22 protein-coding genes are annotated in these 24855 nt (G+C 71.4%); 9 read left to right on the forward strand and 13 right to left on the reverse strand.

Going from position 1 to position 24855, the window contains the following annotated elements; all coding sequences use genetic code 11:
- Nucleotides 1-117 precede the first annotated feature (117 nt).
- From OG787_RS02570 to OG787_RS02585, 4 genes are all read left to right on the forward strand, one after another.
- The gene (locus OG787_RS02570) at nt 118-795 is read left to right on the forward strand and encodes an AIM24 family protein (RefSeq protein ID WP_369031192.1); all 678 of its coding nucleotides are present in this window, start codon (nt 118-120) and stop codon (nt 793-795) included.
- A gap of 214 nt (nt 796-1009) precedes the next feature.
- Nucleotides 1010-2683, forward strand: a complete 1674-nt coding sequence (locus OG787_RS02575) for a serine/threonine-protein kinase (RefSeq protein ID WP_405540386.1) — start codon at nt 1010-1012, stop codon at nt 2681-2683.
- A 168-nt stretch (nt 2684-2851) separates the two neighbouring features.
- Nucleotides 2852-3994 (forward strand): hypothetical protein, encoded by a 1143-nt coding sequence (locus tag OG787_RS02580; protein WP_405534161.1) that lies wholly within the window; start codon nt 2852-2854, stop codon nt 3992-3994.
- A gap of 100 nt (nt 3995-4094) precedes the next feature.
- Nucleotides 4095-4766 carry a DUF2238 domain-containing protein gene (locus tag OG787_RS02585; RefSeq protein ID WP_405534162.1) on the forward strand — a complete coding sequence of 224 codons (672 nt, stop codon included), beginning with the start codon at nt 4095-4097 and terminating at the stop codon, nt 4764-4766.
- Here OG787_RS02585 and OG787_RS02590 read toward each other — a convergent pair.
- Nucleotides 4751-5251 carry a DUF6328 family protein gene (locus tag OG787_RS02590; protein ID WP_369031189.1) on the reverse strand — a complete coding sequence of 167 codons (501 nt, stop codon included), beginning with the start codon at nt 5249-5251 and terminating at the stop codon, nt 4751-4753. The genes OG787_RS02585 and OG787_RS02590 overlap by 16 nt on opposite strands.
- Nucleotides 5252-5403: 152 nt before the next feature.
- Here OG787_RS02590 and OG787_RS02595 point away from each other — a divergent pair, with 152 nt between their 5' ends.
- A complete protein-coding gene (locus tag OG787_RS02595; RefSeq protein ID WP_369031188.1) occupies nt 5404-5751 on the forward strand; it encodes a hypothetical protein in 348 nt (115 codons plus the stop codon).
- Between the two features lie 18 nt (nt 5752-5769).
- On the opposite strand, the gene OG787_RS02600 is transcribed toward OG787_RS02595, so the two are convergent.
- A complete protein-coding gene (locus OG787_RS02600; RefSeq protein ID WP_405534163.1) occupies nt 5770-6753 on the reverse strand; it encodes an aldo/keto reductase in 984 nt (327 codons plus the stop codon).
- 253 nt (nt 6754-7006) lie between these two features.
- Here OG787_RS02600 and OG787_RS02605 point away from each other — a divergent pair, with 253 nt between their 5' ends.
- Nucleotides 7007-8734, forward strand: a complete 1728-nt coding sequence (locus OG787_RS02605; RefSeq protein WP_405534164.1) for a cholesterol oxidase substrate-binding domain-containing protein — start codon at nt 7007-7009, stop codon at nt 8732-8734.
- Between the two features lie 7 nt (nt 8735-8741).
- On the opposite strand, the gene OG787_RS02610 is transcribed toward OG787_RS02605, so the two are convergent.
- The 5 genes from OG787_RS02610 to OG787_RS02630 all read right to left on the reverse strand — a co-directional run bounded on the left by OG787_RS02610 (nt 8742) and on the right by OG787_RS02630 (nt 13903).
- Nucleotides 8742-9356 (reverse strand): TetR family transcriptional regulator, encoded by a 615-nt coding sequence (locus OG787_RS02610; protein ID WP_405534165.1) that lies wholly within the window; start codon nt 9354-9356, stop codon nt 8742-8744.
- Nucleotides 9353-10852, reverse strand: a complete 1500-nt coding sequence (locus OG787_RS02615) for an MFS transporter (protein WP_369031185.1) — start codon at nt 10850-10852, stop codon at nt 9353-9355. The genes OG787_RS02610 and OG787_RS02615 overlap by 4 nt, the downstream gene beginning before the upstream one ends.
- 105 nt (nt 10853-10957) lie before the next feature.
- Nucleotides 10958-12199, reverse strand: a complete 1242-nt coding sequence (locus tag OG787_RS02620) for an FAD-dependent monooxygenase (RefSeq protein ID WP_369031184.1) — start codon at nt 12197-12199, stop codon at nt 10958-10960.
- Between the two features lie 150 nt (nt 12200-12349).
- Nucleotides 12350-13057, reverse strand: coding sequence for a ribonuclease H (locus OG787_RS02625; protein WP_369031183.1), 708 nt, complete (start codon nt 13055-13057; stop codon nt 12350-12352).
- 45 nt (nt 13058-13102) lie between these two features.
- The gene (locus tag OG787_RS02630; RefSeq protein WP_405534166.1) at nt 13103-13903 is read right to left on the reverse strand and encodes a VOC family protein; all 801 of its coding nucleotides are present in this window, start codon (nt 13901-13903) and stop codon (nt 13103-13105) included.
- Nucleotides 13904-14022: 119 nt separating this feature from the next.
- Here OG787_RS02630 and OG787_RS02635 point away from each other — a divergent pair, with 119 nt between their 5' ends.
- The 3 genes from OG787_RS02635 to OG787_RS02645 all read left to right on the forward strand — a co-directional run bounded on the left by OG787_RS02635 (nt 14023) and on the right by OG787_RS02645 (nt 16261).
- Nucleotides 14023-15039, forward strand: coding sequence for a zinc-binding alcohol dehydrogenase family protein (locus OG787_RS02635; protein WP_405540387.1), 1017 nt, complete (start codon nt 14023-14025; stop codon nt 15037-15039).
- Nucleotides 15040-15123: 84 nt separating this feature from the next.
- Nucleotides 15124-15513, forward strand: coding sequence for a hypothetical protein (locus OG787_RS02640; protein ID WP_405534167.1), 390 nt, complete (start codon nt 15124-15126; stop codon nt 15511-15513).
- Between the two features lie 112 nt (nt 15514-15625).
- On the forward strand, nt 15626-16261 hold the full coding sequence (locus OG787_RS02645) for a DUF3105 domain-containing protein (RefSeq protein WP_369031180.1): 636 nt from the start codon (nt 15626-15628) through the stop codon (nt 16259-16261).
- Nucleotides 16262-16319: 58 nt separating this feature from the next.
- Here OG787_RS02645 and OG787_RS02650 read toward each other — a convergent pair whose 3' ends face one another.
- Genes OG787_RS02650 through OG787_RS02675 form a run of 6 tightly spaced genes read right to left on the reverse strand, consistent with a single transcriptional unit; the run spans nt 16320 to nt 24147 of the window.
- Nucleotides 16320-17024, reverse strand: coding sequence for a TetR/AcrR family transcriptional regulator (locus tag OG787_RS02650; RefSeq protein WP_369031179.1), 705 nt, complete (start codon nt 17022-17024; stop codon nt 16320-16322).
- Nucleotides 16991-19009, reverse strand: a complete 2019-nt coding sequence (locus OG787_RS02655) for a CocE/NonD family hydrolase (protein ID WP_405534168.1) — start codon at nt 19007-19009, stop codon at nt 16991-16993. The genes OG787_RS02650 and OG787_RS02655 overlap by 34 nt, the downstream gene beginning before the upstream one ends.
- Nucleotides 19006-20736 (reverse strand): dipeptide ABC transporter ATP-binding protein, encoded by a 1731-nt coding sequence (locus OG787_RS02660; RefSeq protein WP_405534169.1) that lies wholly within the window; start codon nt 20734-20736, stop codon nt 19006-19008. The genes OG787_RS02655 and OG787_RS02660 overlap by 4 nt, the downstream gene beginning before the upstream one ends.
- The gene (locus tag OG787_RS02665; RefSeq protein ID WP_369031176.1) at nt 20736-21602 is read right to left on the reverse strand and encodes an ABC transporter permease; all 867 of its coding nucleotides are present in this window, start codon (nt 21600-21602) and stop codon (nt 20736-20738) included. The genes OG787_RS02660 and OG787_RS02665 overlap by 1 nt, the downstream gene beginning before the upstream one ends.
- Nucleotides 21599-22555, reverse strand: a complete 957-nt coding sequence (locus OG787_RS02670) for an ABC transporter permease (RefSeq protein ID WP_405540389.1) — start codon at nt 22553-22555, stop codon at nt 21599-21601. The genes OG787_RS02665 and OG787_RS02670 overlap by 4 nt, the downstream gene beginning before the upstream one ends.
- A 5-nt stretch (nt 22556-22560) precedes the next feature.
- A complete protein-coding gene (locus OG787_RS02675) occupies nt 22561-24147 on the reverse strand; it encodes an ABC transporter substrate-binding protein (protein WP_405534170.1) in 1587 nt (528 codons plus the stop codon).
- Nucleotides 24148-24855: the final 708 nt, after the last annotated feature.

A 24855-nucleotide genomic window follows, 5' to 3' on the forward strand; every position in this document is an offset into this window, starting at 1 on the left:
CGACAGGGGGTCGTCCGATGCGCAAGGGGGCGCTTCCGGCCGTGTCGCTCCCCCCGGATTCTCCCCGTTCCGCGCGTTCTCCTGGCGGAACGGCACCCTGCGGGACACGATGCCCACATGAAGGGTGACCTCTTTTCCAGTCAGTACATGGTCCAGCCGGCCACAGCGCCCGGGATGACCGTCGAGAACGCCAAGTCCATCAAGTACGCGGTCAACGGGGAGATGTTGGCCCGGCAGGGCGCGATGATCGCCTTCCGCGGCAATCTCCAGTTCGAGCGCAAGGGGCAGGGCGTCGGCGGCATGCTGAAGCGTGCCGTCACGGGTGAGGGGCTGCCGCTGATGGCGGTGCGCGGGCAGGGCGAGGCGTGGTTCGCGCACGAGGCGCAGAGCTGCTTCATCGTCGAGATCGACCCGGGTGACGTCTTCACGGTCAACGGCCGCAACGTGCTGTGCTTCGACGCGTCACTGACGTACGAGATCAAGACCGTGAAGGGGGCGGGGATCAGCGGCGGCGGCCTGTTCAACAGTGTCTTCACCGGGCAGGGGAAGCTCGGCCTGGTCTGCGAGGGCAGTCCGCTGGTGATCCCGGTCTCGCCGCAGTATCCGGTGTACGTCGACACGGACGCCGTCGTCGGCTGGACGGCCAGCCTCCAGACGTCGCTGCACCGTTCGCAGTCCTTCGGCTCGATGATCCGCGGCGGTTCCGGCGAGGCCGCCCAACTGATGCTCCAGGGCGAGGGCTTCGTCGTCGTACGCCCGAGCGAGGCGACCCCGCAGAAGCCCCAGCAGCACTGAGACGGCGGGGGCTGTGCGGGAGATCACGTGGCGAGATCGTGTACAGGCCGACACCTCAGGTCCAGTGAATTCACCCAATTCTTCGCACACGTGCTCGGCACAGATGAATAAAAGGGGAATCGGGCCCTGGAGTTGCCGAATATTTGAACACACCCCGTCGCACCCGTCGTACCTGTGGGAAAGGTGAGAGCCAGGGGTTCAGCGAGGGATGGCCATGGTCAAGGCGCACGTCTCCACACACGAGTTGGTGGCCGGCAGGTACCGACTCCTCGATGTCGTCCATCGCGAAACGAACCGGGTCTCCTGGTACGGCGAGGACACCGCATCCGAGCGCCCGGTCGTCCTGACCCAGATCCAACTCCCGCCCGATCCCCGGGAGCAGACCGCCCGCCGGACCATCGCCCGGGTGATGCGCGCGTCCGAGATCCTCGGGCTGGTGCTGCCCGGGCGGGTGGGCGTCGTGACCGACGTGGTCGAGGAGTTCGGCACGCTGTGGACGGTCGCCGAGTGGATCGACGGCACACCGCTCAGCGAACTCCTGGAGCGGCAGGGCACGTTCAACTACGTACGGGCGGCGCGCATCACGCTCGAAGTGCTCGACGTGCTGGACGCCGCGCACCGCGAGGGCATCGTGCACGGCGAACTCAGCCCCGGCCAGGTGTTCGTACGGGACCAGGGCCCGGTCGTGGTGACCGGCTTCGGCTTGGCCGGCGCCACCTCCGCGTCCCGGGTCGGCGCACCCGCGTACGCCTCGCCGGAGCAGGCCCACGGGGCGCGCGCCGAGCCGTCGGCCGACCTGTGGGCGCTCGGCGCGATCCTCTACGCGATGGCCGAGGGGCGGCCGCCGTTCCGTGACCGGGGGCGGCCCGACGCCACGCTCAAGGCGGTCGACCGGCTGCCGCTGCGCAGCCCGGTGCGCTCCGGTCCCCTCACCCAGGCGATCACGGGGCTGCTGCGCAAGAACGCCCGGGAACGGCTGACCGCTCCGGTGGTCCGGGACGCCCTGGTCCGGGTCATCAGGGAGGACCCCGACACCTCGGACGAGCCGGTGCCCTCCGCCCGGCTGCGCGTCGCCTGTGCCGGTGCCGCAAGGCGTGCCGGCCGGACCTGGAACAGACGCGGCGCGAACAAGCTCGCCGTCGCGGGTACGGCCCTGGCCGCCGTCACGGTCACCGTCGCGGTCCTCGCCACGACGGACAACCTGCCCGGCCTCAATGTCTCCGCGTCCGGCACGGACACCAGCCCCTCGGTCGCCGCCCCGGCCCCGTCGGCCTCCTCCGCCGGCGGGAACACCGCCCTCCCCGAGCTGCCCCCCGAGCCGAGCGCGACCGCCTCCGGGCCGGTCTCACCGTCGGCGTCGGCACCGGCCGCGTCCCCCAAGCCCTCGCCCACCGCCTCGGGCCCCGCCACCGACGCCAACGCGCTGCCCGCCGGGTTCCAGGTGTACAACGCCCCGGAGGGGTTCTCCGTCGCGCTTCCCCAGGGCTGGAAGCGGCTGAGCGAGGACATCTCCCCCGGCAACATCGCCTATCGCATCGTGTTCGGCGCCGACGACGACCCGCGCACACTGACCGTCACCTACAGCGAGGCGCTCCGGGCCGACCCGGTCGCCGTGTGGCGCGACGACGTCCAGCCCGGTCTGATCGCGGCGGGCATCGGCTTCCAGCGGATCGGCGAGATCCGGGCGACGAACTATCGCGGCCGGAGCGCCGCCGACATGGAGTGGACGTCCGACTTCGAGAACATCCGGATCCGTACGTTCGGCCGGGGCTTCCTCACCGGCCAGAACACGGGCTACTCGCTGCGCTGGACGACACCCGCGGCCGACTGGAACGACACCGCCAACCGGCGGGCGCTGGAGACCTTCCTGCGGACCTTCAGAGAGTGAGCAGCGTTCAGTCATGGCTGGGGACACGTGTCGACCACCGGGTGTGCGGGCCCGGTGACAGGCCGGGATCCGGTCGGGCCCGGTCTGCCGAAGCAGCGTCAACGAGCGCATATAGGCTGCCTGTCTGCACCTTCGCAGTCCGTCCAGCCTTGCCCGGGAGAGTCACCTGTGACCGTAGCGATCGCCCCGTCCGAAGCATCGGAGATGCCCGAGCCGTCCGAGACACCGGAGGTGTCCCCCGTGTCCGAGGAGTTCGACGGGTCCGACTGGTCGGAGCCGGCCGCCGAGCCCGACAACGCTTCCTCCGAGGCTTCCGTCGACCTCGACGTGTCTCCGCTCGTGGCGCGTGACGCACAGGAGTTCGGGGCCTACGCGCGGACCGGGGGCTGGGCCTTCGCGCTGAAGGTGGCGCGGAGCGTGCGGCCCGGCGGTGAGTCCGCCGGTGAGACACCGAAGGTCTCCGCCAAGGAGTTCGCCGGGCTCGCCGACTGCTCGCCCGAGCGGGTCATGCGCTACTACAAGGCCTGGGACAAGGCCGCCGACGACGGTGTCGTCCCGCACTTCGAGGCACTCACCCCGGGCCAGGACGTCGAACTCCCGGGCTACGACCTGTGGCTCACGTACTACAGCTCACGTTCCAGCGCCGGTTCGGAGCGCGGCACCGCCATCGCCGAGGCCGCCGAGGCCGAGGGCATCCGGCCGACGAAGGCGCTGGAGGTCGCCGAGAACCCGACCGCGCTGCGGGCCGCGATCATGGCGGACCCCTCGACGGCCCGCGCCGCCCGGCACGCGCTGCTCGACCGGATCAAGGAGGACCCGGATCTCCAGGCCGAGCTGGCGCGCGACATCGTCCGCACCGACGACCTGAAGAAGGCCGTCGCGACCGAGTCCCGGTCCGCCGACCGGGTCGGATACGTCCGCCAGATCGCCGAGTCCGGCCAGGTCAAGACGCCCGCCGGGCAGACGATCGACGCGCCTGTCGACCTGCGCCAGGAGGCGGAGCGTCATCTCTCCCTCCTCGACGAGCTGGACGAGGACGAGGACACCGGCGAGTGGGCGAGCGAGGCCTACGACACCCTCAAGAACCTCGTCGTCGAGGCCGTCGAGGCCGACCCCGAACTGCGCGTCCAGGAACGGCGGACGAAGTTCTACAGCAGCCTGTCGAAGGCGACGAAGGCGTTCGAGGAGCTGACCTTCGACGACGTCGAGGAGTTCGCCGAGGACGACATGGTCCAGCAGCTGGAGGAACTCCAGGAGGCCATCTCCTCGTGCATCTCGGCGCTGCGCGCGTCACGCACCGCACCCGCGTAGGGACTTGGGGACCATGAGCGCCCTGGGCTGAGTACTCGTACTCATGCCCGGGGCCGGGCCGCTCCCCCACGATGATGCTCCCACCACAAGGAGCGTCCCGATGCCCGCAGTCGACACCCTCTCCCCCTCTCTCCCGGCGGCCACCGGCGCCCCGCGACGGCACCTTCCCGTGCTGCTCGCCGGGCTGGTGGCCGTCGGCCTCGCGGTGTCGGTGTGGCAGCCGCACGATCTGATGACCTGGTTCCTGGAGACGGTCTGGATCCTGGTCGGACTGCCCGTGATCGTCCTGACCTGGCGCCGCTTCCCGCTCACCAACCTGCTGTGCTGTCTGCTCGCCCTGCACGCGCTCGTCCTGATGGTCGGCGGCCACTACACCTACGCGCAGGTTCCGCTCGGTGACTGGGCGCGCGACACGTTCGGCCTCGACCGCAATCCGTACGACCGGCTCGGCCACCTCATGCAGGGCTTCGTCCCGGCGATCCTCGTACGGGAGCTGCTGAGCCGTACATCACCGCTGCGCGGGAGCCGCTGGCTCGCGCCGCTGACCGTGTGCGCCTGTCTCGCCTTCAGCGCGGTGTTCGAGATGTTCGAGTGGGCTGCGGCTGTGATCGGCGGCGCTGCGGCCGACGACTTCCTGGCCACGCAGGGCGATGTGTGGGACACGCAGTGGGACATGTTCTGCGCGCTGATCGGGGCGACCGTCTCGCTGCTCGTGCTGAGCCGTGTCCACGACCGGCAGCTCGCGGCGGTGCGCGCTCAGTCCTCGGTGTAGCGGTGGCGCGTCCACATCGGCACCGCGACCCAGCAGGCCAGGTACCAGACGACGACGCCCGCGACCAGCCAGGGCACGAAGTCGTTGTGGGTGGCCACCCGGAGGACCAGCAGCAGCGCGGAGATCATCGTCGCGAACAACAGCACCAGACCGGCGAGGGTCAGCCGTGAGGCCCATTGCACGGCCTCGGGTTTCACCTGGCGGCCGGAGACGATCCGGTGCAGGGCGACCGGTCCGATCAGGGCGCCGGTGGCGGCGGCGCCCAGGACGACGGTGACGATGTAGATCGTGTGCTCCGTGTCGCCCAGTTGCTCGTAGCGCGGGGTGAACACGACGGTCAGCAGGAAGCCGAACAGGATCTGCACACCCGTCTGGGCCACCCGGACCTCCTGGATCAGCTCGCCCCACCTGCGGTCGGCGCGCTCCTCCTCGGTCTCTTCCCGCCCCCGGTCGAGCGTGCCGCCCTCACCGTCGGTGTCCGACATGGTTCCTCCCGGCATCCGCGTCCAGACATGTCTGTCCGGCTCCGAGTGCCCCGTCGAGCGCGGTTCGATCAGATCCGGCAGGACGGTTTGGATGATCGGCGGGGCGGTTACCCGAAGTGCACCACGGTGGCCACAGTGGAGGAGGTCCGGCCATGTCCGGAACGCAGCTCACCCTCACGGTCAGCGGCGGCAACGCCGCCGACGCGCAGACGGTCGTACGGGCCCTGGAGTCGGCCTTCGGACCGGCGGACGAGTTCCCGGGGGACGACGACGGGCACTCCACGGTGCACACGGCCGCGTTCACGGTCGGTACGGAGTCGCACGCGCCCGGTCATCCGGAGCACGAGCCGCTGTCGGCGCCCGTGACGGTCACCGTGCAGGGCACGCCCGAGGCCGTCCGCTGCGCGGGCGCCACCCTCACCGGCACGTTCACCGCCCATGACCGGGGCAGTGTCTCCGGCGACCAGGAGCAGCAACGGCAGCTGCTCCTGGAGCCGTGACACGCGTACGTCCGCCTGCTACCAGCGGCTCTCGACCTGGGCCTTGATCCGGCGGTCGTAGAGGTCCTGGATGGCGGTGAGCGTCTCCTGCGACAGCGGCGGCAGGGCGGCGGTCTCCGCGTTGGCGAGGGCCTGCTCGGCCGAGCGGGCGCCCGGGATCACCGTGGTCACACCCGGCTGCTGGAGGATCCAGCGGAGGGCCAGCTGGGCCGGGGTGTATCCCTCGGGGGCCAGCGCGGAGAACTCGGCCGCCGCCTCGACGCCGGTCGCGTAGTCGACGCCGGAGAAGGTCTCGCCCTGGTCGAAGGACTCGCCGTGGCGGTTGTAGGTGCGGTGGTCGTTCTCGGGGAACACCGTGTCCTTGGTGTACTTGCCCGACAGCAGACCCGAGGCGAGCGGGACCCGGGCGATGATGCCGACACCCGCCTGCTCGGCGGCCGGCAGCACCTCTGCGAGGGGCTTCATGCGGAACGCGTTGAGGATGATCTGCGCGCTGGTCACGCCCGGGCGGGCGATCGCGGTGAGCGCCTCCTCGCAGGTCTCGACGCTGACGCCATACCGCGCGATGCGCCCCTCGTCGACCAGGGTGTCGAGGGCGTCGAAGACCTCGTCGGAGGAGTAGACCGGGGTCGGCGGGCAGTGCAGCTGGACCAGGTCGATCCGGTCGACGCCGAGGTTGCGCCGCGAACGGTCGTTCCAGGCACGGAAGTTGTCGAGGACGTAGTTCTCGGGGATCTGGTCGACCCGACGGCCCATCTTCGTCGCGACCAGAATGTCCAGCTCGGGCCTGCCGCGCAGGAAGGTGGCGATGGTCTGTTCGCTGCGCCCGTCGCCGTACACGTCGGCGGTGTCGAAGAAGGTCACTCCCGACTCGACCGCCGCGTCCAGCACCGCGAGGGCATCCTTGTCCTCGACATCGCCCCAGTCGGCGCCCAACTGCCACGTTCCGAGGCCGATGACCGACGCCGACTGACCCGACCTACCGATTGCACGCTCGTCCATGGCGTCAGTCTGTCATCCGTCCAGCGGACGTGCGGACAGGGGCGCGGACCGGGCGCCTCAGACCTTCACGTCACCCACAAGAGTGAATTGGTGAAAGTCGCAACGAATCCGTGCCGCCAGTCGTCCGGGCGGCTCTGGCGAGCTCCGGTGCACTTCGGCAGCGCCCCAAAGGGGCGCGGGGAACTGCGCGACCAGCCACGACGAACCCGCAGGCCATATACCGCCCTTCCACCGGAGCGCCTAGCGTGACCGGGTGACTGATCAACTGGCGCGAACCGACGACTCCGGCACTCCCTGGACGCGCAGGAGCTTCCTGCTCGGCGCCGCCTCCCTCACCCTTGTGGCGATCGCGGCCGATCCCGCGGTCGCCGCCGCCGAGCTGCCCGACTTCCCCGCGGACGTCACCCCCTACCGCTCCGGCTACCGCAACTGGGTCGGTGAGATCACCGCCGACGGACTCTGGGCCTGCGCCCCCGCCGACCCCGCCCAGGTGGTCGACGTCGTCAACTGGGCCTGGCGGCACGGCTGGACGGTCCGTGCCAGGGGCTCCGCGCACGGCTGGGCGCCCCTGACGATCACCGACGGTACGGAGTCCGGCGCGCCCGTGCTCCTGATCGACACCGCCACCCATCTCACCGGGATCGCCCTGGAGTCGACCGGCCCCGCCGCCGTGCGGGCCGGCACCGGGATCACCCTGGAGGCCCTGCTCACCCACCTGGAGCAGCACGGACTCGGGGTCACCGCCGCGCCCGCGCCCGGCGACCTGACCCTGGGCGGCGCGCTGGCGGTCGACGCCCACGGCACCGCCGTACCGGCCGACGGGGAGACCCGGCAGCCCGGACACACGTACGGCTCGCTCAGCAATCTCGTCCTGTCGCTGACGGCGGTGGTGTGGGACGAGGACGCCGGCGCCTATGTCCTGCGGACGTTCGACCGCGACGAGGCGGACTGCGCGGCGCTCCTCACCCACCTCGGCCGGTCCCTGGTCGTCGAGGTCGTGCTGCGGGTGGGGGCCAACGCGAACCTGCGCTGTGTCAGCCGTACGGACATTCCGGCGTCGGAGCTGTTCGCGGCGCCCGGCAGTGACTCCGGTGCGCGTACCTTCGCGAGCTTCCTCGACGAGGCCGGGCGGGTGGAGACGATCTGGTTCGCCTTCACCGAGTTCCCGTGGCTGAAGGTGTGGAGCGTCGCCCCCACCAGACCGCTCACCTCGCGGCGCGTGTCGTCGCCCTACAACTACCCCTTCTCCGACAACGTCCCGACCCTGGTGGCGGACCTCGTCGGGCGGATCCTGTCCGACGGGGCCTGGTATCTCGCGCCGGTGCTCGGCAACGCACAGCTGGACGTGGCCGCGCTCGGGCTGGTGGCGACGCTGTCGGCGGACATCTGGGGGCCGTCGAAGAACACGCTGCTGTACGTCAAGCCGACGACTCTCCGGGTCACCGCGAACGGCTACGCGGTGCTGACCAGCCGGGACCAAGTGCAGCGCGTGATCGCCGAGTTCACCGCGTTCTACCGGGAACGCCTCGCCGCGTACGCCGCCCTGGGCCGCTTCCCGGTCAACGGCACCGTCGAGATCCGCGCCACCGGCCTCGACCAGCCGGGCGACACCGACTCGGCCGGCGCCCAGGCCCCGCTGCTGTCCGCGCTGCGCCCCGTCGACGGGCACCCCGAGTGGGACACCGCCGTCTGGCTGGACGTCCTGACGCTGCCCGGGACGCCGTACGCGGAGGCGTTCTTCCGCGAACTCGAACAGTTCCTGCTCGACACGTACGACGGCGGGCACGCGCTCACCCGGGTCGAGTGGTCCAAGGGATGGGGGTACACGGACACGGCCGCGTGGAACGACGAGGAGGTCATCGGTACCGCCGTACCTGCCTCCTACGGGGACGGCGTGTGGCAGCAGGCCGTCGGCACCCTGGACCGGCTCGACCCGCACCGGGTGTTCGGGAACGCGTTCCTCGACCGGCTGCTGCGCTGACACCCCGTCAAGGGGTCAGCAGGGCCTGCACGGTGGGCGCGTACAGATCCACGATGTCGTCGATCGTCGCCTCCCGCAGATGCGTTCCCCGGGCGATGCCGTACATGACGCCCAGGCCGAGCAGCGTGCCGACGGCCAGTTCCGCGCGCAGGCCAGTGTCGGGGCCGGTGAGGCGGCCGGCGAGGCGTTCACTCACCTGGGTGCGGAAGTTGGCGCGCATGATGTCGCCGCGGTCGCCTTGGAGGGGGGCGAAGACGATCCGCAGGACGGGGTCGACGCCGCGCTCGGACTGGCCGGTGAGGAGCAGACGGACCATGTGGCGGCCGAGGCCGTCGAGGGGGGCGTCCAGCAGGGCTTCGGCGTCCTGGTCGAAGGACATCACTCGGGTGAAGAGGGCGTCCTTGTTGCCGAAGTACTTGAGGATCAACGGCGGGCTGACACCGGCGCGTTCGGCGACCGCCTTGAGCGTGATGTCCGCCTGCGAGTGGCGGGCGAGGAGATGACGGGCGGCGCGCAGGATGGCGGCCTTCGTCTGTTCCGCGTCCCTGCGCGGGGTCGCCCCCGGGGAGGATGAGGATTCAGTGCCGGCGTCGGTCGTCGGTGGGGTACGCACGGCACTCATGCTCCCTCCATCGCCCCGTCCCGGACGCCCTTGGTACGGCCACGGGCGCGCCGGGGGCCGCCGGTGACCGGGTCGCCGGGGATGGTGAGGGCCGCCGTGCAGGCCAGCAGGGCGACGACGCCCGCCATCCCGAAGGCGAGCAGATAGCCGTGCAGGGTGGGCACCGCCGTACCGGCGACCGGGCTGGTGTGGCGTACCAGCACGGCGACGACGGCGGCACTGCACATGGCCTGGCCGATCGTGCGCATGAGGACGTTGACGCCGTTGGCGGAGGCGGTCTGGCCGGGCGGTACGGCCCGCAGGATCAGCGTGGGCAGGGCCGAGTACGCGAAGGTGGTGCCCAGACCGACGACCGAGGCACCCACGATGATCATCCAGAGGTCGCGGCTGTCCACGATGCGCACGACATAGCCGAGCGCGATGACCGCCGTGCCGATGACCAGGGTGACGCGCGGCCCGTACTTCGCCGAGACCCGGGCCGAGACGGGCGAGAACACCAGCATGACGATGCCGCCGGGCAGCAGGACGAGGCCCGTCTCGACGATGGACAGGCCGAGCCCGTACCCGGTGGCCTCGGGCGCCTGCACCAGCTGGGCCGTCACCAGGGAGTTGGCGTAGAAGGCGAACCCGGTCAGCAGGGCGGCGACATGGGACAGCCCGACCCGGGGCCGGGCCACCAGCCGCAGGTCCACCAGGGGCTCCCGGGCGCGCAGTTGCTGCCACCACCACAGGCCGAGCACCCCGACGGCGCCGAGGAACAGTCCCAGGATGCGCGGGCTGCTCCAGCCCCACTCGCCGCCCTCGACGATCCCGAGCAGCAGACACACCAGCCCGACGGCCAGCCCGAGCGCGCCCACGACGTCGAAGCGCCCCGGCTCCCGGACGGGCGACTCGCGCACCGCCCACCACACGGCCGCCACGCCCAAGGCCCCCAGCCCGGCGGTCGCCCAGAACATGACGTGCCAGTCCGCGTACTGGACGATCAGCGCCGCGAGCGGCAGCCCCAGGGCCGCGCCGATCCCGACGGTGGCGCTCATCAGCGCGACCGCGCTCCCCGTGCGCTCCGGCGGCAGTTCGTCACGCAGGATGCTGATCGAGAGCGGTACGACGGCGGAGGCGGCGCCCTGGAGGGCGCGGGCCGTGATGAGCACACCGATGTCCGACGACAGGGCGCACATGACCGAGCCGACGACCATCAGCGCGAGGCCCGCGATGAGCACCCGCCGCTTGCCGTACATGTCGCCGGCCCGTCCCAGTACCGGGGTGAGGACGGCGCCGGACAGCAGGGTCGCGGTCACCATCCAGGAGACCGCGCCGGGCGAGGAACCGGTCAGCCGGGGCAGATCGGGCAGGAGCGGGATGACGACGGTCTGCTGGACCGCGTAGAGCATCCCGCCGAACGCCAGCGCCGGAACGGTCATCCGCTCGCGCAGGCTCCGCGGAGGCGTGGCCGACGGGCCGGACGACCGGTCGGATATCGGGACAGGCTGGTCCATCGGCACTCCAGCGGCCGGCCGCTCTGCGCGACAAAAAATGAGGTGAATGACGATTCACCATACCGGTGAATCGTCATTCACCCAATGACAGCCGCCGTGACCAGGCTATTTGCCGGAGACCTCGGCCTCTTCGCGGGTACGGGAGGCCAGCACCCGGCTCTGCGCGGTGCGGGCGAGCTTCGGCCCGAGCCAGCGCTTGAACCGGCGCAGCGCTTCGAGGCGGCCCGCCGCCCGGTCGATGCCGTAGTACAGCTGGGGCGGCACATAGGGCAGCAGCGGCGAGTGGCGCTGGCCGAGCAGGGCGAACATCCGGGTCGGGGGCAGCCGGATGTAGCGCGGCAGGTTCTCGTACCACTGGGCGCTGTATCGGGCCGCGCTCTGGATGGAGAGCAGTTCCGACTTGCGCCGCTTCTCGTACGCGGTGAGGGCCACGGGGAGTTCGGCGTACGCACGGAGGGCGTCGGCCAGGGCGATGGCGTCCTCCAGGGCGAGGGTGGTGCCGGCGCCGATGGAGTAGTGCGTGGTGTGGGCGGCGTCACCGAGCAGGACGAGGTTGCCGTGCTGCCAGGTCTGGTTGGTGAGGGTGCGGAAGTTGAGCCACTGGGCGGCGCCGTCGGCGGCGGAACGGCCGATCAGGGGGTGGCCGTCCAGCACGTCGGCGAAGAGCTTCTCCAGCTGGGCGAGACCGTCGGCCTCGTTCGTCCGGTCGAGGCCGAGGCCGGTCCAGGTCTCGGGGGAGCATTCGACGACGCAGGTGCTGTGGTCCTGGCTGTAGCCGTAGCCGTAGCACCAGATCCAGCCGTGCTCCGTCTCCTTGAAGGCGAAGGTGAACGCGTCGAAGACCTTGGTCGTGCCGAGCCAGATGTACCGGTTGCGTCCGGCTCGCAGGCCGGCGCCGAAGTGTTCGGAGTGCTGTTCGCGCAGCGCGCTGTTGACGCCGTCGGCGGCCACGACGAGGTCGGCGTCGACGAGTTCGGCTGCGTCGGTGACGCCGTGCTCGAACTCCAGCCGTACGCCCAGCTGTCGGGCCCGGTCGGCGAGGATGTCGAGGAGCTTGTGGCGGCCGATGCCGAAGCCCTCGTCGCCGGGGTGCCTGGTCGCGCTGTCGCCCACGTGGGCGACTCCGTGGTTCCAGGACACCGAGGCGTCGGCGACGGCCCGCGCGGAGTCGGGGTCGTGCTCGTGGAGCTTGTCGAGCAGGCCCTGCCAGTAGGTGACGCCCCAGCCGTAGGTCGAGCCCGCCGGGTCGCGCTCGTACACGGTGATGTCGTGGGACGGATCCTGGAGCTTCAGCAGGATCGAGAGGTACAGGCCGGCGGGCCCACCTCCGACACAGGCGACCTTCACACACACCCCTAGCGATTACAGAAGGTGGTCATTTCGCGTCGGAGAGTAGCAGGGCGTGGGTTGCGGAAAGTGCAGTTCGTCGGCTGCCGGCCGGTGGGGGCTGGTCACGCAGTTCCCCGCGCCCCTGAGAGGCTGCCCCTGCGGGGCGCCTCAGGGGGCCTCTGCTGTGCGGCACTCCGGGTGGCCCCAGCCCTGGGGGTTCTTGGCGATCGTTTCTCCTGCCGCGTAGGCGCGTCCGCAGACGCAGCGGCCCGGGAACTTTGCCTTGAGGGTGCGGTTGGTGGAGGAGTTGGCGCTGCGCGGCCGAGACGTCTTCGTGCCTGACGTCTTCTTGGGTGTCGAGCGTGGGGTGTCGGGTGAGGCCGGGGGTTCCGGGGAGCCGAGGTCGCTGCCCGCCGACTGCTGGACGATCGCGGCCTGGCTGGCGGCGCGGTCGGCGAAGTCGTTGAGCTTGTCGCCGTCGACCTGGTGGGCGGGGACGTAACGGAACTCGACGGAGCGGCCGTCGAGGAGTTCGTCGATCCGGACGACGAGTTCCTGGTTGGCGACCGGCTTGCCGGCGGACGTCTTCCAGCCCTTGCGCTTCCAGCCGGGCAGCCAGGTGGTGACGGCCTTCATCGCGTACTGGGAGTCCATGCGGATCTCCAGCGGTACGTCCGGGGCGACGGCCGTCAACAGGCGTTCCAGCGCGGTGAGTTCGGCGACGTTGTTGGTGGCTCTGCCGAGCGGCCCGGCCTCCCAGCGGGCGGGACTCTCCGAGCCGTCGGCCACCACCCAGGCCCAGCCCGCGGGTCCCGGATTTCCCTTCGAGGCCCCGTCGCAGGCGGCCACCACTCGTTCACGCATGCGCTCGATCATGCCATGCGCGAACCGGGCCCCCGGCCGCCCCGTTCGGTACCTCGCTCAGTCCACGTCCGTCGACTTGGGCATCTCACCGGCCGTCGTCGTCAGGTCGATGATCGAGAAGTTGGCGCCCTGCGGATCGCTCAGCGCGGCGAACCGGCCGAAGGGGCTGTCCATGGGGCCGAAGCGCAGCACACCGCCGAGCTTGGTGGCGGTGGCGACGGCGTCGTCGCAGTTGGCGACGCTGAAGTAGACGTTGATGTACGGCGGCATCTCGGGCGGGAAGTCGTCCGTCATCCGCATCCGGCCCAGGACGGTTTTCTCGCCCAGGTCGTACATACGGAAGTCGATGGCGTCGTCCTGCATCTGCTTCGCCGAGTAGCCGAAGACGGCCGGGAAGAAGGTGTCCGACTTCTCCACCTCGCGCGTGAAGACCTCGGCCCAGCAGTAGGCGCCGGCCTGTTCCGCTCCCGCTTCGAAGCCTTCGTGGGTACCGGCCTGCCAGACGCCGAAGACGACGCCGCCGGGGTCGCGGGCCAGGCACATGGTGCCGAACTCGCCCACCTGCATCGGCTCCATCAGCAGTTCGCCACCGTTCTCACGGATCTTGGTGGCGGTGGCGGCGGCGTCCGGCGAGGCGAGATACAGACACCACGCGGACTGCCCTTCCTGCCCGGGCATGGGCGGGACGACGGCGGCAACCGCCTTGCCGTCGGCGTAGGCCTGCGTGTAGTTGCCGTACTCCGACGACGACTCGCCGAAGGTCCAGCCCAGCACCTCGCCGTAGAAGCTCTTGGCTCCCTCGACGTCGTTGAACATCGCGTCGGCCCAACAGGGGGTTCCCTCAGGTTGCACGGCCATGATTCCGGCCTCTCCGGTCTCGTCGGGTGGTCCGAATTCTCACGCTAGTCAGGCTTCGGCCGAGGCGCGCGCCGAGCGGCCCGAGCTGTTACAGACTGGAAGGCATGGCCGACGGGACGATGCGTGCGTGGGTGGTGGACCGGCCCGGCCCGGTGGGGCCCGGGGAAGGGCCGTTGCGGCTGGTCGAGAAGCCGGTCCCGGTGCCCGGCGCCGACGAACTCCTCGTGCGTGTGCGCGCGTGCGGGGTGTGCCGGACCGATCTGCATGTCGCCGAGGGGGATCTGCCGGTGCACCGGCCCGGGGTGACGCCCGGGCACGAGGTGGTGGGCGTGGTGGCCGGGGCCGGACCGGCCGTGCGCGGTTTCGCCCTCGGTGACCGGGTGGGTGTGGCCTGGCTGCGTCGCACGGACGGTACCTGTGTCCACTGCCGGCGCGGGGCGGAGAACCTCTGCCCGGCCTCCGAGTACACCGGCTGGGACGCGGACGGCGGCTACGCCGAGTACACGACCGTCCCGGCCGCGTTCGTCCACCGACTCCCCTTCGACGACATCGACGACGTCGCCCTGGCTCCGCTGCTCTGCGCGGGCATCATCGGTCACCGCGCGCTGCGCCGGTGCGCGCTGCCGCCGGGCGGGCGGCTCGGGCTGTACGGGTTCGGCGGCAGCGCCCATCTGTGCGCGCAGGTCGCGCTCGCCGAGGGCGCCAGGGTGCATGTCCTGACCCGGGACCCGGCCGCGCGGCGGCTGGCGCTCGCGCTCGGCGCGGCCTCGGCGCGGGGGGCGTACGACCCGCCGCCGGAGCCGCTGGACAGCGCGATCCTGTTCGCGCCGGTCGGCGACCTCGTACCGGTGGCGCTGCGGGCGCTCGACCGGGGCGGGGTGCTGGCGGTCGCGGGCATCCATCTCAGCGACATCCCACCGCTGCGCTACGACACCGACCTGTTCTACGAGAAGGAGCTGCGCAGCGTCACCTCCAACACCCGCGAGGACGCCCGTGAGTTCCTGTCGCTGGCCGCGCTGCACGGCGTACACGCGACCACGCACACCTGTCCGCTGTCGCGGGCGCCGGAGGCGTTGCGGGATCTCAAGGGCGGGCGGTTCGACGGGGCGGCGGTGTTGGTCAACGATCTGGGGTAGGGCGCGGCAGTAACACAACCCTGCGGTCTGATAATTTCATCGGCGCTTGTCTCCTTGGCCCCTCCCCTATCTTCAGGTGTCCCGATGTCCGCTGCACGGGTGCGTCGCCTCGCGACGCGGCATGCCCGCGGCGGCCTCCCGCATCTGCTGGGCGTCCTGGTTCTCGTCCTCGCGACGTTCGCGTTCTCCTGCGCCGGCTCGCTGCCCTCGCCGGACGCCGGGCCGTCGCGGTCGACGTCGGCGCACGCCGTGCACGCGGCCGACCGGGACCCCTGCCAGGAGGGCCCGCTCCACGGCTGTCACACCCCGGGCCACCACGGTGTCCTCAACCACGCGCCCTTCATCGGCGCGGACCGGGCCGCCGCCCTGGACCAGCTGAGCACCGCGCCCGCCGGGCGCGCTCTCGGCCCGTCCCGGATCCCGGGCAGCGCCCGCCCTCCCGACCTCCACGAGCTGCAACTGCTCAGGGTCTAGGCCGTGTTCGGGCCCGCACCCGCCGGCCCGGCCCCTTCGGCCCCGACCACGATCATCACCCCAGTTCGCAGCGCCGTGCCCGGAGACGGTACGGCCCGGAGAAGGACATCCCATGGGTACATCCAATGCCAAGGCGAAGACCGCGGCCCGCCGCGCCCACATGGAAGAACTGCGCAAGGCCGAGCAGGCTCGTGAGCGCCGGATGCGGCTGCTCACGCTCGGTGCGACCGCCGTCATCCTCGTCGGCCTGGCCGGCGGCGGCTGGCTCCTGATCGACTCCGCCCAGGACAAGGAGGAGGCGAAGGCCGCGCCGATATCGGGCGTGAAGAGCTGGTCCAAGCTCACCCAGAACCACGTCGACACGGCCGTCACCTACAAGATGAGCCCGCCCGTCGGCGGCGACCACAACCAGGTGTGGGTCAACTGCGACCGGCAGGTCTACACGAAGACCGTCCCCAACGAGAACGCGGTGCACGCCCTCGAGCACGGCGCCGTCTGGATCACGTACAACGACAAGGCCGCCAAGGCGGACGTCGAGACGCTGTCCGAGAAGGTGACCAACACGTCGTACACCTTCATGAGTCCGTACGAGGACCAGTCGTCGCCGATCGTGCTGAGCGCCTGGGAGCACCAGCTGAAGGTGGACAAGGCCTCGGACCCGAGGGTCGCGAAGTTCCTCGACAAGTACGTCCAGGGTGAGCAGACGCCCGAGCCCGGTGCCGCGTGCACCAACGGGATGACGCCGTGAACTGAGCGCCGGGTGCGGGGCGTTCACATCGGACGCCCCGCACCGGCGCCCGCGTCGCTCACGCGGACGGCCGAAGTTCCGTCCCGATCAGCCGGTTGAGGTGTCGGCGGGCGTCCTGGGTGCTCAACGGGGGTGCCTGGCGCAGCCGTTGCAGGGCCAGGCCGTCGGCGAGGGCGGCGAAGCGGACGGTGAAGCCGTCGAGGTCGTCGCAGGTGAACTCCCCGTCGGCGACGGCTCGTTCGGCCAGTGCGCGGATCTGGCTGTGCCAGGCCTCGTAGCGCTGGGCCTGGCCGCGCGCGAAGGCCTCGTCGGTCACGCCCCCTTCACCCAAGGAGCCCGCGTTCCAGTAGTCGAACCACATCCGCCAGTGCCGGTCGGTGTCCTCGGTGAACAGCGCGTCGACGAGCAGCCGCAGTGCCTCGGCCCCGCTGCTCGCCCGGTCGGCGGCCTCGTTGAGCGCCGCGTAGTACCGCTCGATGTGCAGCACCATCGCCTCGGAGAGGATCTCCTGGACGCTGCCGAAGTGGTAAGTGACGGTGCCGACCGACACCCCTGCCGCGGCGGCGACGTCGCGCACGCCCACCGCCGCGTATCCGCGCTCCGCTATCAGCGGCACGGCCGCCTCGACGATGAGCCGTCGGCGCACCTCGGTGGGCTGCCGGGTGCGGTCGGCGGCGGCCACGGCGCGGCGGGGGGCCTTCGCGGCGGGCCGGGAGGGCTTGGCGGCCGTCATCCCGAGGTCCTCGGGGTGGTGCGGTGCCATGCGCGCTTGACCACTGTCTCTCCGTTCGCCCGTGCTTCGACGCGACTGTCCATGACGAACTCCGCGGCCGTGGCCCGCAGCTCCGTCCGCGCCATGATCTCAGCGTCCCACTCGTCGCGGTCCGCCCCGCGCCGCAGCCGGATACGCCACTCGGAGACGGCCCGCGCGGACAGCGGGTCGTCGGAGCGGATCCGGTACGTCTCCCGTGCGCTCTCCTCGTACCGCAGGCCGTCCGGATAGGTGCGCGAGCCCCCGTAGTTGGGGTCGACCTCCAGGGTCCACTCCCCCTTGGCGACATCGTGCGTGACGAGCCGTTCGGGTGCCGGGTCGGCGGGCCGGTCGTAGGTCACGGGCAGCGGCGGGGCCTGTTCGGGCTCCTCGAACACGATCGCCTGCGCCTCGTCCGGCGTCTGCCGCATCGGCAGGAGTACGGCGCTGTCGGCCGGTACGACGCGCAGTTCGCCGCGTTCGCCGTGCGGCCACACCCACGGCCAGTAGGCGTCGGAGACGGCCACCCGCACGCGATGGCCGGGCGGGAAGGCGTAACCGATGCCGTTCAGCTCGAACTCGACGTCCTCGTACGCCCCCGGGCTCCACTCCACGGCCTTGTCCCGCCCGTTTCTGCTCAGCAGGTTGAGCACCCCGCGCGTGACGAGCGTCGACGACCCGTCGGGGGCGACGTCGCACAGCCGGGCGATCACATGGGCGCGCGGGGTGGAGCTGTCGAGGCGCAGCCGGACGCGCGGGCGCCCGAGGATCTCGACCCGCTCCGCCAGCACCGGCGAGTCGAAGTACACCGAACGCCCGTCCTCCTCCCGCTGGTCGGGCGGCAGGTCGCTGGCGTTGCCGAAGGGGAAGAAGCGCCCGGCGTCGAGGCCGGTGTGCTGCGGCGAGCGTACGAGGACGGGGGCGTCGCCGGTGCCGAGCGGGCGTGTGTCCCAAGTGACCTTCGGCGAGGGCCAGTTACTCTCCCCCACCCACCTGCCCGGCATCTCCTCGTACGACGTCGCGGGTGGTACCGGGTCGTTGATCCACGCCCGGAGCAAGGGCTCGCGCATGACTCCCGTGTCGATGCCCTTGAGGTGCTGGTCCCACCAGCGCAGGGTCTCCTGGAGGAAGCCGATCGCGGGGCCGGGCGGGAGTCCCCGGTCCGGGTACTGGTGCGACCAGGGGCCGATCAGACCCCGTACGCGGTCCGCGGGCAGGTGTTCCACGAGTCGCAGCACGGCGTCCCGGTACGGGTCGTGCCAGCCACCGACCGCGAGGACGGCCGCGCCGATGGCGTCGTAGTCCTCGCAGACGCTGCCGTGCTTCCAGTAGTCGTCGCGCTGCTGATGGTCCAGCCAGGTGTGCAGGAAGGGTTCGAGGGCGTCGAGGCGCTCGCGCCACATCGGCAGCCAGCGGTCCGCGCCGACGACCGTCGGGTCCGGTGGGCGGGCCGCGAAGGCGAGCATCGTGCCGGCCCAGGCGAGCATGTCGATGCCGAGGACGGCGCCGCCCGTGTAGTGGACGTCGTTGTCGTATCGGTCGTCGGTCGAGCAGACGGTGACGATCGCCTTCAGCGGTTCGGGGGCGAGGGCGGCGATCTGGAGGGAGTTGAAACCGCCCCAGGAGATCCCGAACATGCCGACCGCGCCCGTGCACCAGGCTTGTGCGGCAAGCCAGTTGACGACGTCGACACCGTCCGCGAGTTCCTGGGCGTCGTACTCGTCACCGGGTGTGCCCTCGCTGTCCCCGTGCCCCCGGACGTCGACGCGGACGGAGGCGTAGCCGTGTCCGGCGTACCAGGGGTGGCGCTGGGCGTCGCGGGGGGCCGTCCAGTCGCTCTTGCGGTACGGGAGGTATTCGAGGAGCGCGGGCACCGGGTCCGTGACCGCGTCCGCCGGGCGCCAGATACGGGCGTGCAGGCGGGTCCGGCCGTCCCGGGTGGGGATCCAGACGTCCTCCCGGACGACCTGGCGCTCGAACTCCTCGCGGTACTTCACGAAACTCCTTCGGTGACAAGGGCACCGGCCGCGCGCCAGCGGCGGACCCGGTGTCCGTCGCCGTGCTCGGTCCACTGGTCGTCGGGTTCGGCCGCGTCCTCCCATTCAGGGATGCTCCCGGCGAACGGGCGGGCGTCGGGGTCGGGTTCGAGGGCGGCGGCCATCAACTGGCGGGTGTACGGATGTCCTGGCGAGGCGAACACCGCGTCCGTCGGGCCTTCTTCGACCACGACCCCGCTCCGCAGCACCACCACCCGGTCCGCGATGCCCCGCACGACAGCCAGGTCGTGGCTGATGAAGAGGCAGGCGAGTCGGCGTTCCCGGCGCAGGTCGTCGAGGAGGCGCAGGACGTCTGCCTGGACGGAGACGTCGAGGGCGGTGGTGATCTCGTCGGCGATGAGGACGTCGGGTTCGCCCGCCAACGCCCGCGCGATGCCTATGCGTTGACGCTGGCCGCCGGAGAGCTGGGCGGGCAGCCGGTCGGCGAGGTCGGGGTCGAGCCGGACGTCGGCGATGAGCCGGCGGGCCCGTTCGGCGGCTTGCGTACGGCTGTCCGCCGTACCGAAGAACCGGAGGGGACGACGGATCGCGTCGCCGACCGAGCGGCGGGGGTTGAGGGAGGTGTCCGCGTTCTGGAAGACGAGCTGCACCCGGCGGCGCAGGGAAAGCGGACGCCGCCCGGCGGGCCGGGCCAGGTCGCCCGATTCGTGGGTCATCGTGCCCCCGGACGGGGTGCGCAGCCCGGCGAGGGTCCAGGCGAGCGTCGACTTGCCGCTGCCCGACTCGCCGACGAGGGCGAGGACTTCGCCGCGCCGGACGTCGAAGGAGACGCCGTGCACGGCACGGGTGGATCCGTAGTCGACGGTGACGTCGACGGCCGAGACAGCGACGGGTGAGTCGTCGGGCACGGCCGCCTTCGCGCGCACCTCCCGCTCGCCCGTCTCGCCCACGATCGCGAGCCCGGTGTCGTCGAGGCGCGGCACGCTCGCCAACAGGCGTCTGGTGTACGGGTCTTGGGGCGCCGTGAAGAGCGTCCGCGTGGGCGCCGCCTCCACCACTCGCCCCGAGCGCAGCACGGTCACGTCGTCGGCCATGTGCGCGACGACGCCGAGGTCGTGGCTCACCAGGACGGCGGCCAGGCCGAGTTCGTCGCGCAGGGCGGCGATCAGGTCGAGGACCCCGCGCTGTGTCACCACGTCCAGGCCGGTCGTCGGCTCGTCGAGGACGAGGACCTTGGGGCGGGCCGCGACGGCCATGGCGATGGCGACGCGCTGTTGCTGGCCGCCGGACAGTTCGTGCGGGTAGCGCCGGGCCAGTTCGGCGGGGCGCGGCAGCCGGACCTGTTCCAGCAGGTCGACGACGGGGACGCTGCCGCCCGCCTCCGCGATCTGCCGGCCGATCCGCATGGAGGGGGTGAGCGCGTGGCCGGCGTTCTGGCCGACCATGGCGACGGTGCTGCCCCGCAGCTGCCTCAACTCCCGTGCGGGCAGGGCGAACACGTCCTGTCCGTCCACGACGACCGAGCCGCCGGTGATCCGCGATCCGTGTCGCAGATGCCCCAACAGGGTCGCCGCGACAGTGGACTTGCCGCTGCCGGACTCGCCGACGAGGGCCAGTGTCCGCCCCTGGGCGACCTCCAGCGACACCTCGTGCACGGCGGGCACGTCACGGCCGCCCGAACGGTAGGCCACGGACAGGGAGTTCACGGAGACGATCGAGCCGGACATCAGTTGCCCTCCCTGATCCTGTCGACGCCCCACGCCTTGGACAGGCCGTCGGCCGCGAGGTTGAGCCCGACCACGAGGGTGGCCAGGGCGATGATCGGTGCGAGGCTCGCCATCGGGACGACGGTGATGGCGGTGCGGTTCTCGGCGACCATCAGTCCCCAGTCGGGGGTCGGCGGGTCGGCGCCGAAGCCGAGGAAGGACAGCGAGGAGATCAGCAGGACCACCCAGGAGGCCCGCATCGCGAACTCCACGCACACCACGTCGGTGATGTTCGGCAGGATCTCCCGCCGCAGGATCGCCCAGGTGCCCTCGCCGCGCGCCCGGGCGGCGGTGACGTAGTCGGCGGGTACGACCGCGAGGGCGGCGCCGCGCACGACGCGGACGACCTGGGGGACGTACACGACGGCGATCGCCAGGACGATGACCGACGGGCCGGTGCCGAGGGCGGTCACGATGACGAGCAGCGCCAGGATCGACGGCACGGACAGGATCGCGTCCAGTACACGGCCGAGCACGTCGTCGAACCAGCCGCCGCGCAGCGCCGCCGCACATCCGACGACCGTGCCGAGGGCGACGGTCAGCAGGGTGGCGGCGACCGAGACACCGAGGGCGTAGCGACCGCCGTACAGGACACGGGCGAGGACGTCCCGGCCGTACTGGTCGGTGCCCGCCCAGTGGGACCAGCTCGGGCCCAGCAACGCCTCCGAGGAGTCGTTGGCGATGGGGTCGTAGGAGGTGAGGACGGGCGCGAGCAGGGCGATCAGGACGTGCACGGCGACGATCGCGAGGCCGACGAGGGCGGTGCGCGAGGTGCGCAGGGTGCGCCAGGCGCGGCCTGCCACGGGGGCGAGGGTGAGGGCGGTCATCGGGTCCTCCCGCGCGTACGGAGCTTGGGGTTCAGGGCCATCGCCGTGAGGTCGGCGGCGAGGTTGCAGCACACGTACACGACCGCGCTGACCAGGGCGATGGCCTGGATGACGGGCAGGTCCCGGTTCTGCACGGAGGAGAGCATCAGCTTTCCGACGCCGGGGTAGTTGAAGACGTTCTCGACGACGGCGACCCCGCCCGCGAGCCAGGCGACGTTGAGGGCGATGACGTGCAGGGTGGGCAGGAGCGCGCTCGGCAGGGCGTGCCGGGTGACCACCCGCCAGGTGGTCAGGCCCTTGAGGCGGGCGGTCGTCACGTACTCGCTCGCCATCACGTCGATCACCGAGGTGCGGGCCATACGCACGATGTAGGCGGCCATGACGATGGCCAGGGCGAGGGCCGGAAGCCATACGGCGGGCAGGAGTTGGCCGACGCTCGCCTCGGGTCCGTACAGCACGACCGCCGGGAACCAGGGCAGTGCGACGGAGAAGCAGAGCACCAGGACGGTCGCGACGACGAACTCGGGGACGCTCATGCCGACCAGGCTCACCGTGGAGATGAGGTGGTCGGGCCAACGGTCGCGGTACAGGCCGGCGACGATGCCGAGGACGATCGAGCCGGTGACCGCGAACAGGACGGTGATCAGGGCGATCAGCGCCGAGTTGCCGAGGTACAGGGAGACTTCGCCGCCGACGGCCTTGCCGGAGACGAGCGAGGTGCCGAAGTCCCCGTGCAGGGCGCCACGTACCCAGTCGAAGTAGCGCTCCCAGGCGGGCTGGTCGAGGCCCAACTGGGTGCGCAGGGCGGCGACGGCGTCCGGGGTGGCGTCCTTGCCGAGGATCTGGGTGGCGACGTCGCCGGGGAGTGCCTGGACGGCGAGGAAGACCAGGACGGAGGAGAGGAGGAGGGTGCCGAAGGCGGCGGCGATCCGGCGCGCGACGAAGGTCAGCATGCTCATCACACCCCGTCCTTCAGGCCGATGCCGCGGTAGTCGAACTCGAAGCCGTGCTCGGCGTATCCGCGCACCTTGCGCGAGATCCCGACGAGCCGGTCGGCGAACATCGGGGTCATCGCCCCGCCCTTCTCGATCACCAACGTCTGTGCCTCGCCGTACAGTTCGCGGCGTTTCGTGTCGTCGGTCTCGCGGCGCGCCCGGTCGAGGACGGCGTCGAAGGCCTTGTCGGACCAGGCGGTCTCGTTGTAGGAGGAGCCGCTGCGGAAGATCTGGGTGAAGAGCTGGTCGACGGGTCTGCCGGTGAACCAGTAGGTGGCCATGAGCGGCTTCTTCATCCAGATCTGGGTGTAGTACGAGTCCGCGGCGGCCGTCTTGACCCTGATCCGGATGCCGGCCCGCTTGGCGGAGTCCTGGTAGGCGAGGGCCATCGGCGTGAAGATCGGGTCGTAGGAGGAGGTGTAGAGGTCGACGGCCAACCCCTCCTGCCCTGCCTGCTTCAGCAGGTGGCGGGCCTTCTCCGGGTCGTGCGCCGGGTGTGCGGAGAAGTGGTTGGGGTCGCTCGGCGGTACGGGGTTGTCCCAGCCGGCGGCGCCCGCGCCTTGCAGCGCGACCTTCACCACGTGCTCGGGGTCGTAGGCGAGCTTCATGGCCTGCCTGACCCGTACGTCCGTGAAGGGCTTCTCCGTGGTGAGCATCGGCAGGACGTACCACTGGGCGTTCTTGACGCGGGCGACGGTCGCGCGGTCTGAGGCGGCGACCACGCGGGCGGTGGCGAAGTCGAGGTTGGTCTGGGAGAGCAGATCAACTTGTCCCGCCAGCAGGGCATTTGATCGCGCGGACATGTCGGCGACCGAGTAGAACGCGATCGCGTCGAGGACGGGACGCCCCGCCCAGTGATCCACGTACGCGGTGACCCGGCCGGGTCCGGCGGGCGCGAACGACTCCAGCTTGAAGGGGCCGGTGCCGATGCCCGTACGGCCGATCGAGCGGGCGCTGCCGTCCGGGACGACATAGCAGTTGTAGTGGGTGAGCAGGCTCGGGAACTCGGCGTTCGGGGTCTTCAGCGGGACTACGAGGGTGTGCTCGTCGGGGGTGCGCAGCGCGGCCGGGTCGACCAGCGGGGCGAGAACGGCGGCCTGCGGAGAGGCGGTCGCCTTGTCGAGGATGTGGCGGAGCGTGTAGGCCGCGTCGGCGGAGGTGAAGGCACGCCCGTCGTGGAAGGCGACGCCCTTGCGGAGCCGGAAGGTCCAGGTGCTCGCCTTGGCGTCCGGTTCCCAGGACTCGGCGAGGTCGGGGGCGAGGGTGCCGTCGGCGGCGACGCGGACGAGGCGGTTGTAGAGGGCGCCCAGATATTCGTACGCGGACAGGGCGCTCGCCGGATCGAGGGTCTCGGCGTCGGAGGCGGGCGGCCGGGCGATGCGCAGGGTGCCGCCGCGGTCGGGGGCGCCCTTCTGTACGGCGGCGGGCAGCACCGGCGCGGACGCGGCGCCCGTGCAGCCGGTCAGCAGCCAGGACGCGCCGAGCGAGGCCGCCGAGGCCACACCCGCGGCGAGCACCGACCGCCGTGCCGGGTGGTGGATGTCGGACATGGACCGACCGCCCTTCCCGCTATTCGTTCAGCGGAACGATTAAGTGAAGTCCGTGAACGATAACGAGGGAGCGGTTTCCCGCCAACCCTTCGGCGGCGGAAATTAACCGGGGAAACGCAGTGGTTACGCGCGGACGGGGGCGTTCCGGTCGGCGTGGCGCCGGGCCGACGCGCGCGGCGACGGGCGGGCACGCCGGCCCGGACAGGCCGACGCGCGGTCCCGGACAGGCCGACGCGCGGTCCCCGGACAGACCGGCGCGCGGTCCCCGGACAGACCGGCCGACGGTCCCGTGACGGAGCAACCACGAGCCCCGGACAGGCCAACCCACGGGTCCCGACCAGGCCAACCCACGGTCTCGGACAGGCCGACCCACGGTTCCGTAACGGACCAACCCGCAGTCCCCGACAGGCCGACCCACGCCCCCGTGACGAGCCAACCCGCAGTCCCCGACAGGCCGACCCACGCCCCCGTGACGAGCCAACCCGCAGTCCCCGACAGGCCGACCCACGCCCCCGTGACGAGCCAACCCGCAGTCCCCGACAGGCCGACCCACGCCCCCGTGACGAGCCAACCCGCAGTCTCGTGACGGGCCAACCGCCGTCCCCGACAGACCGGCCCGTAGTCCCGGACAGGCCGACCCGCGCTCCCGTGGCAAGCCAACCCGCACTCCCGGAGAGGCCGGGTCCGGGCTCCCGTAACTGACCAACC

The organism is Streptomyces sp. NBC_00075, assembly GCF_045041225.1.
GTDB lineage: Bacteria > Actinomycetota > Actinomycetes > Streptomycetales > Streptomycetaceae > Streptomyces > Streptomyces adonidis.

Bases quoted from the DNA above. Each gene is read 5' to 3' on its own strand.
- OG787_RS02570 (WP_369031192.1), top strand. From the start codon at position 118: ATGAAGGGTGACCTCTTTTCCAGTCAGTACATGGTCCAGCCGGCCACA.
- OG787_RS02575 (WP_405540386.1), top strand. From the start codon at position 1,010: ATGGTCAAGGCGCACGTCTCCACACACGAGTTGGTGGCCGGCAGGTAC.
- OG787_RS02585 (WP_405534162.1), top strand. From the start codon at position 4,095: ATGCCCGCAGTCGACACCCTCTCCCCCTCTCTCCCGGCGGCCACCGGC.
- OG787_RS02590 (WP_369031189.1), bottom strand. From the start codon at position 5,251: ATGTCGGACACCGACGGTGAGGGCGGCACGCTCGACCGGGGGCGGGAA.
- OG787_RS02595 (WP_369031188.1), top strand. From the start codon at position 5,404: ATGTCCGGAACGCAGCTCACCCTCACGGTCAGCGGCGGCAACGCCGCC.
- OG787_RS02600 (WP_405534163.1), bottom strand. From the start codon at position 6,753: ATGGACGAGCGTGCAATCGGTAGGTCGGGTCAGTCGGCGTCGGTCATC.
- OG787_RS02610 (WP_405534165.1), bottom strand. From the start codon at position 9,356: ATGAGTGCCGTGCGTACCCCACCGACGACCGACGCCGGCACTGAATCC.
- OG787_RS02615 (WP_369031185.1), bottom strand. From the start codon at position 10,852: ATGGACCAGCCTGTCCCGATATCCGACCGGTCGTCCGGCCCGTCGGCC.
- OG787_RS02625 (WP_369031183.1), bottom strand. From the start codon at position 13,057: ATGATCGAGCGCATGCGTGAACGAGTGGTGGCCGCCTGCGACGGGGCC.
- OG787_RS02630 (WP_405534166.1), bottom strand. From the start codon at position 13,903: ATGGCCGTGCAACCTGAGGGAACCCCCTGTTGGGCCGACGCGATGTTC.
- OG787_RS02635 (WP_405540387.1), top strand. From the start codon at position 14,023: ATGCGTGCGTGGGTGGTGGACCGGCCCGGCCCGGTGGGGCCCGGGGAA.
- OG787_RS02640 (WP_405534167.1), top strand. From the start codon at position 15,124: ATGTCCGCTGCACGGGTGCGTCGCCTCGCGACGCGGCATGCCCGCGGC.
- OG787_RS02645 (WP_369031180.1), top strand. From the start codon at position 15,626: ATGGGTACATCCAATGCCAAGGCGAAGACCGCGGCCCGCCGCGCCCAC.
- OG787_RS02650 (WP_369031179.1), bottom strand. From the start codon at position 17,024: ATGGCACCGCACCACCCCGAGGACCTCGGGATGACGGCCGCCAAGCCC.
- OG787_RS02660 (WP_405534169.1), bottom strand. From the start codon at position 20,736: ATGTCCGGCTCGATCGTCTCCGTGAACTCCCTGTCCGTGGCCTACCGT.
- OG787_RS02665 (WP_369031176.1), bottom strand. From the start codon at position 21,602: ATGACCGCCCTCACCCTCGCCCCCGTGGCAGGCCGCGCCTGGCGCACC.
- OG787_RS02670 (WP_405540389.1), bottom strand. From the start codon at position 22,555: ATGCTGACCTTCGTCGCGCGCCGGATCGCCGCCGCCTTCGGCACCCTC.
- OG787_RS02675 (WP_405534170.1), bottom strand. From the start codon at position 24,147: ATGTCCGACATCCACCACCCGGCACGGCGGTCGGTGCTCGCCGCGGGT.